Here is a 6,631-nt window from a genome sequence, read left to right as displayed (position 1 = left end):
CGGCGGCCAGGCGGTCGGGTCGCCGCACCGTCTCCAGGAAGAGGCAGGCCACCCTGGTATGCTCGTCGTCGACGAAGTAGTCCAGGTAGTCGTCTACATCCAGGGCGGCGGCATTGCCCATGGAGATCACGTGGCTGAGGCCGAAGCGGCCGGTGCCGCTGAGCGCGACGCAGGCCGAGCCCGAGTGGGCGGCAATCGAGACGCCGCCGCGCGGGGGGCGGGCGGATACGGGCGCGCTGTACAAGGCGAAGTCCGCGTGGACATTGCGCACGCCCAGCACGTTCGGTCCGCAAACCTTCATGCCGCTGCCGCGGCAGAAATCGGCCAGCGATTGCTGGAGCCGTTCGCCCGCCTCGCCCGTTTCGGAAAAGCCGCTCGCAAATACCACGGCCGCCTTGGACCCACGCGCCGCAGCCTGTTCCAGCGCGGGCAGCACTTTGTCCGCGCCGAGCGCGATGCCGACGCATTCCGGCGCTTCGGGCAGGTCGTCCAGGCTGGAATAGCAGCGCAACTCGCCGATCCGGGGTTCGCTCGGGTGGACCGGATAGATGGCCCCCTTGAACCCCGTACGCAACAGGTTGTCCAGTACCCGGCTGCCCAGCGCGCCCGGGCGCGGCGAGGCACCGACGATGGCGACCGAGGAAGGGTCGAGCAATGCCTTCAGGCTCATCATCCCTTCCCGTTCACGCGTTCACGTTGACGATGGTCCTGCCGCGGACCTCCCCTGCCAGCAGCCGGGGGGCGAGCTCCAGCGCGCCCTGCAGGCCCACTTCGTGCGACAGCAGCGCCAGCAAATCGCGATCGGTCTCGTCGGCCAGGCGCTGCCAGGCCTCCTTGCGCACCGCGGGCGGGGCCATGACCGAGTCCACGCCCGCGAGGGTGACGCCGCGCAGGATGAACGGCGCGACCGTCATGGGCAGGTCCATGCCCTGGGCCAGCCCGCAGGCCGCCACTACGCCGCCGTACCGGGTCGACGCGCAGGCGTTGGCCAGGGTGTGGCTTCCGACCGAATCCACGACGGCGGCCCAGCGTTCGCGCTCCAGGGGCTTGCCGCGTTCCGAGAGGGTCTTGCGGTCGATGATGTCCGAGGCGCCGAGCCGCTTGAGGTAGGGCGCCTCGGCCTGCCTGCCGGTGCTGGCCACGACCGTGTAGCCGCGGCCCGCGAGCAGGCTGATGGCGACGCTGCCGACACCGCCCGCGGCGCCGGTCACCAGAACTTCGCCGTCGCCGGGCTTGACGCCGTGCCGCTCCAGCTTGAGCACGCACAGCATCGCGGTGTAGCCGGCGGTGCCCAGGGCCATCGCGCTGCGGCTGTCCAATTGCTCGGGCAAGGGAACGAGCCAGTCGGCCATCGCGCCGGCCGACTGCGCCAGGCAGCCCCACCGGCGTTCGCCGACGCCCCAGCCGTTGAGAATGACGCGATCGCCCGGCTTGACCTGGGCGTGCGTGCTGCTTTCGACGATGCCCGCGCCGTCTATCCCCGGCACCATGGGCCACTGCCGCACGACCGGTTCGCCGCGCACGATGGCGAGCGCATCCTTGTAGTTCAGCGACGAGTACTCGACGCGCAGCCGGACTTCGGCTTCGGGAAAATCCGCTGCGGCCAGCTCCCGCACCGCGGCATCGACCTTGTCGCCGCTTTTCTCCAGCACAATGGCCTTGGGCACTGTGATCTCCTCTCAATCGCGGAACCTCCGCGCCAGAGGAAATCTAGGCCCAGGACCTTCCAGCGCCAAGCATCGATTTGGCGCGGATGCGTTCTCGTATCGAGAACGATAGGAGAGGGAGCGCCTTCAGCCGGGCGCCAGCCGCGCTTCCAGCGCGGCCGAGATCTCCTTGATCATGGCGGTGCTGGCGATGGACAGCGTCCGCCCGCGCCGGATGCAGCAGGCGAGCACTTGGGGCGAGATGCCGCTGTCCCTGAGCGGTACGTAGACGACCGGGGAGGACGCCGACGTGGGGTCGAAGAGCTGCTGGGTCAGGATGGCGATGCCGATTCCCGCCTCCGCGGCCGATCGCATGACCTCGTAGGAATTGGTGGTCAACACCGCGCGGGGGGCCACGCCCGCCTGCGAGAACATCTTGTCGAGCGTGGCGCGCAGCGCCAGCGATTCGTCGGGCATGACGAGTTCGTACTGGGCGCAATCGCTCAGCAGGACCGAGCGGTACGAGGCAAGCGGATGGTTGCGCGGCGCCATGACGCAGGCGCCGATGCTGTGCCTGGTGGCGAAGGCCAGGCCTTCATGGGGCGTAGGGTTGAAGGCGACCGCGAAATCCACCTCGTCGGCCAGCACCATGTCGACCAGGCGAGGCGAATTGGCGGCGACCACGTGGTAATCGATGCCCGGGTGATTGCGTCGGAACTCGGTGAGGACGCCCGGCAGCACGTCGCGCCAGATACCTTCGTTGACGCCGAAATTCACGGTGCCGCGCTTGAGCCCGCGCAACGAGTCGACCTCGGTGTAGGCGGCGCCCAGTTCGGCCATCGCGCGCTTGACGCGATGAAGGAGGATCTCGCCGGCGGCGGTCAGCCGCAGTCCTTCGCGGCCGCGTCCCCGCTCGAACAGCGGCGCGCCCATTTCCTCTTCCAGGTACTTGACGTGCCGGTTGATGGCGGAAGCGGCGACGTGGACTTGTTCGGATGCCTTGCGGAAGGAGCCCGCCTTGGCGACTTCGAAGAAGTAGCGCAGCGAGAGCGGATGCTTGAGCGGGATAAAGGATTCGCGTGGCATAGGAACCGTGGAGCGAGCACTGCGACTTGTGTTCGCATAGCAAGAACGCAAATGTGCTGATTCAATGATTGTCGCGATGATGCCGCAGGTCTAGATTCTGCCACACGCCGGTAACGTGAACGAAGGGCGGCGCGCGGACGGTGATGCGCGGATGGGAAGCAGTCGGATTCATGCGGGCCTCGATCCCGGGTTAACCCGGGCGTTCGCGACATGGACCAGGTCCGGGCCCTTCTACAGATTGCAAGGAGCAGGCTGTGGTTGCAGAGATATCTTCTCGCCGTAGGCGCCACCTGATGGGCGCCGCAATGCTCTTGCCGGCCGCGGCGCGGGCCCAGAAGGAGACATGGCCGGCGCGGCCGGTCCGGTTCATCGTCGCGTGGCCGCCCGGCGGCAGCGCCGATGTGACGGCCAGGCTGCTGGCGGAACAGCTTGCCAGGAAGATCGGCGTGCCCGTCGTCGTCGAGAACCGTCCCGGCGCCGGCGGCCGGATCGGCGCGCAGCTCGTGGCTCGTGCGGACCCGGATGGCTACACCCTCCTGTTCGGCGCGCCCTCCGAGCTGACCATCGCGGCGGCGACGGTACGGTCGCTGCCCTACGATCCGGTCAAGGATTTCCAGCCCGTGACCCAGGTGGTGTCCGGCGCGTTCATGCTGGTCGTCGATGCCAACTTCGGGCCAGGCACGGTAGCCGAGCTCATCGCCTATGCAAAGGCGAATCCGGGCAAGATCAACTACGCGTCCTATGGGAACAATACGACCAACCACATCTACGGCGCGCAATTCTGCGCGGCAACCGGCATCCAGGCGGCCCACGTGCCCTACAAGGGCGGCGCGCCCGCGTGGAACGACCTGATGGCGGGACAGGTCCAGTTCATGTTCGACAACGCCGCGGTCGTGATGCCACTGGTGCGTTCGGGCAAGCTCAAGGCCGTCGCGGTGCTTTCGCCGGACCGCATCCGGCTCTCGCCCGACACGCCGACCATGGCCGAAGCGGGATACCCCCACATCGGCTTGCGCTCCTGGCTCGGCCTGCTTGCGCCGGCAAAGACGCCCGGCGACATTGTGGATCACCTGCACGACGAAATCGCCGCCGTCCTGAAGATGCCCGAGTTCGCCAGGCAGCTGGACGAACGCGGCATGCCGGCGAACAGCAGCACGCCGGCGGAGTTCGGGCGGGTGCTGCGGGCCGAGATCGCCATGTTGAAGTCTCTTGTCCACGAACTGGGCCTGCAGCTCGAATAGGGACCTATGAACGGAGCCGAGGCATTGCTGCGCACGCTGTGCGCTGCGGGAGTCGATACGTGTTTTGGCAATCCCGGCACCAGCGAGATGCACTTCGTGGCGGCGCTGGACCGGGTGCAGGGCATGCGCGCGGTGCTGGCGCTTGCCGAAGGCGTCGCCACCGGCGCGGCGGACGGCTATGGACGCATCGCCAGGCGGCCGGCCGCCACGCTGCTGCATTGCGGGCCGGGACTGGCCAACGGCCTCGCCAATCTTCACAACGCGCGCCGGGCGCGTTCGCCCATCGTTAACTTGATCGGCGACCTGTCGCACAGCCACAAGCCGGCCGATCCGCCGCTCGCCGCCGACATCGAGGCCCTGGCGCGCACGGTGTCCTCATGGACGCGCACCACGCTGGATGCGCATTCGGTCGCGGCCGACGGCGCCGGCGCCGTGGCGGCGGCCATGGCGCCGGGCATTGCGAGCCTCATCCTGCCCTCCGACGTCTGCTGGTCCGACGGCGCGCATCCCGCGGTCCCTCGGCCGGTGGCGGCGCCGGCCTCCGTGGAGGATGGCGCGATCGTGCGCGCGGCGGACTGGATCCGCCATGGCGGCACGACCGTGCTGTTGCTGGGAGGCGATGCGTTGCTCGGGCCAAGCCTGCGGCTGGCCGGCGCCATCGCGGTTCGCACCGGGGTACGGTTGATGGCCGAGAGTTCCATCGCGCGCATGGAGCGGGGACGAGGCCGCCCGGATGTGCAGCGCGTTCCCTACGCGCCCGGCGCCGCTGTCCAGGCGCTGTCGACGGCGCAGCGGATGCTGCTGGTGGGGGCCCGGCGGCCGGTATTCTCGTTCGCCGGACCCGATGGCCGGTCGCGGCCGGAGCCGCCGGGCCTGCAGACCGCCGTCCTGGCGGGCCCCGAAGAGAACGTCCAGGATGCGTTGGCCCGCCTGGCCGAAGACCTGGGCTGCGGGGCAAGTGCATCGCCCGAAGCCGGCGAATCGCCTGTCGGCGCGGCCGCCGGCGAGGTGACCCCCCGGGCATTCGCCCAGTCCCTGGCCGCGCTCCTGCCGGAAGAGAGCATCGTGGTGGACGAGGGCGTCACTTTCGGGCGGGACGTCTACGCGCAGATGGGCCGGGCCGCTCCCCATGACTGGATGCAGCTCACCGGGGGCGCGATCGGCTCCGGCATGCCGATGGCCACCGGCGCCTCGATCGCCGCGCCCGGCCGCCGCGTGGTGAATCTCGAGGCCGACGGTTCGGCGCTCTATACGGCCCAGGCCTTATGGACGCAGGCCAGGGAGCGGCTGGACGTGACCACCGTCATTTTTTCGAATCGTCGCTATGCGATCCTGTTCGATGAGATGAAGCGTGTGGGTGCCCTGCCGGGCGAAGGCGCCCACACGCTGTTGACCCTGGACCAGCCGGCCATCGACTGGGTCCGCATCGCCGAAGGCTTCGGCGCGCAAGCCGAGCGAGCCGACAGCATGGAGGCGTTCAACGCGGCGTTCGCGCGCTCGGTGCGCACGCCGGGGCCGTATCTGATCGAGCTCATGATCTAGCGCCCGGGCGGAAATGCGCCCATGCCGCGCTTGGTCCTGGATCGTGAGCGCGATGAATCCCGCGAAAGATGCCTGTTCGTCCAGCGTAACCGGACCGGCAGTCCGAGGCGGCGGGTGATCTACAGGCGCGCCGCCGCGCTGGCGTCGGCCAGTGTCCGGCCCAGCTTCGCGGCTTCCGCGTTCAGCATGGCCACCACTTCGTCGCGCCTGTTCCCCACCAGCCGGTTATTCAGCGCCACGATGCTCAACGCTGCGTAATGGCTGCCCAATAGCGTCGGCACCACGACGCCGATGCCCGTCACCTCGGGCAGGATCTGGCCATCGTTGAGCGCATAGCCCAGCCGGCATGCGCGCTCGACCATGTGGTTCAGCAATTCCTCCGACAGCTTCCCGTAGCGGTTCAGCCGATGGCGGTTCTTGCGGATCACGTCCTCGCGCTCGGCTTCGGGCATGGCCGCCAGCAAGGCCAGGCCGCCGGCGGTGCTGCCCAGCGGCCGTCGTTCGCCGACCATTTGCGTCAGCACCTTCACGGGATAGCTGCCCTCCACGCGTTCGATGACCACGCTGTCGGTGCCGCTGCGGGTGGTCAGGAAAACGGTGTCGCCGGTGGCGCGCGCAAGCCGGTTCAGGACGGGGCTGCACAGCTCGCGCAGGGTGAAGTGGCAATTGGCGGCCAGCCCCAGTTCGTAAGCCAGCATACCGAGGAAGTACTCGCGCTTGGGCCCCCGCTGCATCAGCAGTCCCTGCTCGGTCAGGCAGGCCAGGATGCGATGGGCCGTGGGCGACTTGAGTCCCGTTTCCCGAGCGATTTCCGCCAGCGTGATGCCTGCCGTGTTGCGGGATGCCACCTTCTTCAGGATCTGGATGGTCCGCTCGATGCTTTGCGTTCCCTTGGGAGAGGATTCATTTTCCATATTGTGGATGCGTATTGACACCAAAGTTTGGGTGAAAACACACTTGGACGACTCGATCCGATGAAAGGCAGGGAATTCTATTCCATATTATGGAGTGAATGATTCATCGAGTCCAGGACCTCTAACAGCCAGTATCGATGGAGACAAAGATGGCGCAGAAACTCAACCACGCACGCTACGACGTCGTGGTGCTGGGCGGCGG

At 68.0% G+C, this 6,631-nt stretch carries 6 protein-coding genes; 2 read left to right on the top strand and 4 right to left on the bottom strand.

Features of this window, described 5'->3' with window-relative positions:
- From CDO44_RS14900 to CDO44_RS14890, 3 genes are all read right to left on the bottom strand, one after another.
- Positions 1–673 (bottom strand): CoA-binding protein (locus CDO44_RS14900; protein WP_198951370.1); only part of this gene is annotated, 673 nt, incomplete at its 3' end.
- A gap of 10 nt (positions 674–683) precedes the next feature.
- Positions 684–1,667, bottom strand: a complete 984-nt coding sequence (locus CDO44_RS14895; RefSeq protein ID WP_087781003.1) for an MDR family oxidoreductase — start codon at positions 1,665–1,667, stop codon at positions 684–686.
- A gap of 126 nt (positions 1,668–1,793) precedes the next feature.
- Positions 1,794–2,732, bottom strand: a complete 939-nt coding sequence (locus CDO44_RS14890; RefSeq protein WP_087781002.1) for a LysR family transcriptional regulator — start codon at positions 2,730–2,732, stop codon at positions 1,794–1,796.
- A 293-nt stretch (positions 2,733–3,025) separates the two neighbouring features.
- Between CDO44_RS14890 and CDO44_RS14885 the strand changes: the two genes are divergently transcribed.
- Positions 3,026–3,973 carry a tripartite tricarboxylate transporter substrate binding protein gene (locus CDO44_RS14885; protein ID WP_087781001.1) on the top strand — a complete coding sequence of 316 codons (948 nt, stop codon included), beginning with the start codon at positions 3,026–3,028 and terminating at the stop codon, positions 3,971–3,973.
- A gap of 6 nt (positions 3,974–3,979) precedes the next feature.
- Positions 3,980–5,515: an acetolactate synthase large subunit gene (locus tag CDO44_RS14880; protein WP_087781000.1), complete on the top strand. Its 1,536-nt coding sequence runs from the start codon at positions 3,980–3,982 to the stop codon at positions 5,513–5,515.
- A gap of 119 nt (positions 5,516–5,634) precedes the next feature.
- On the opposite strand, the gene CDO44_RS14875 is transcribed toward CDO44_RS14880, so the two are convergent.
- A complete protein-coding gene (locus tag CDO44_RS14875) occupies positions 5,635–6,429 on the bottom strand; it encodes an IclR family transcriptional regulator (protein ID WP_087780999.1) in 795 nt (264 codons plus the stop codon).
- Positions 6,430–6,631 lie beyond the last annotated feature (202 nt).

The organism is Pigmentiphaga sp. NML080357, from assembly GCF_002188465.1.
In the GTDB taxonomy this organism is placed as follows: Bacteria; Pseudomonadota; Gammaproteobacteria; order Burkholderiales; family Burkholderiaceae_B; genus Pigmentiphaga.
The sequence above is the reverse complement of the archived record's forward strand: the minus strand, read 5'-3'. Positions and strand labels throughout refer to the sequence as shown.

Excerpts from the sequence above, each read along its gene's own strand:
- CDO44_RS14890 (WP_087781002.1), bottom strand. The coding sequence starts at position 2,732 with ATGCCACGCGAATCCTTTATCCCGCTCAAGCATCCGCTCTCGCTGCGC.
- CDO44_RS14875 (WP_087780999.1), bottom strand. The coding sequence starts at position 6,429 with ATGGAAAATGAATCCTCTCCCAAGGGAACGCAAAGCATCGAGCGGACC.
- CDO44_RS14880 (WP_087781000.1), top strand. The coding sequence starts at position 3,980 with ATGAACGGAGCCGAGGCATTGCTGCGCACGCTGTGCGCTGCGGGAGTC.
- CDO44_RS14885 (WP_087781001.1), top strand. The coding sequence starts at position 3,026 with ATGGGCGCCGCAATGCTCTTGCCGGCCGCGGCGCGGGCCCAGAAGGAG.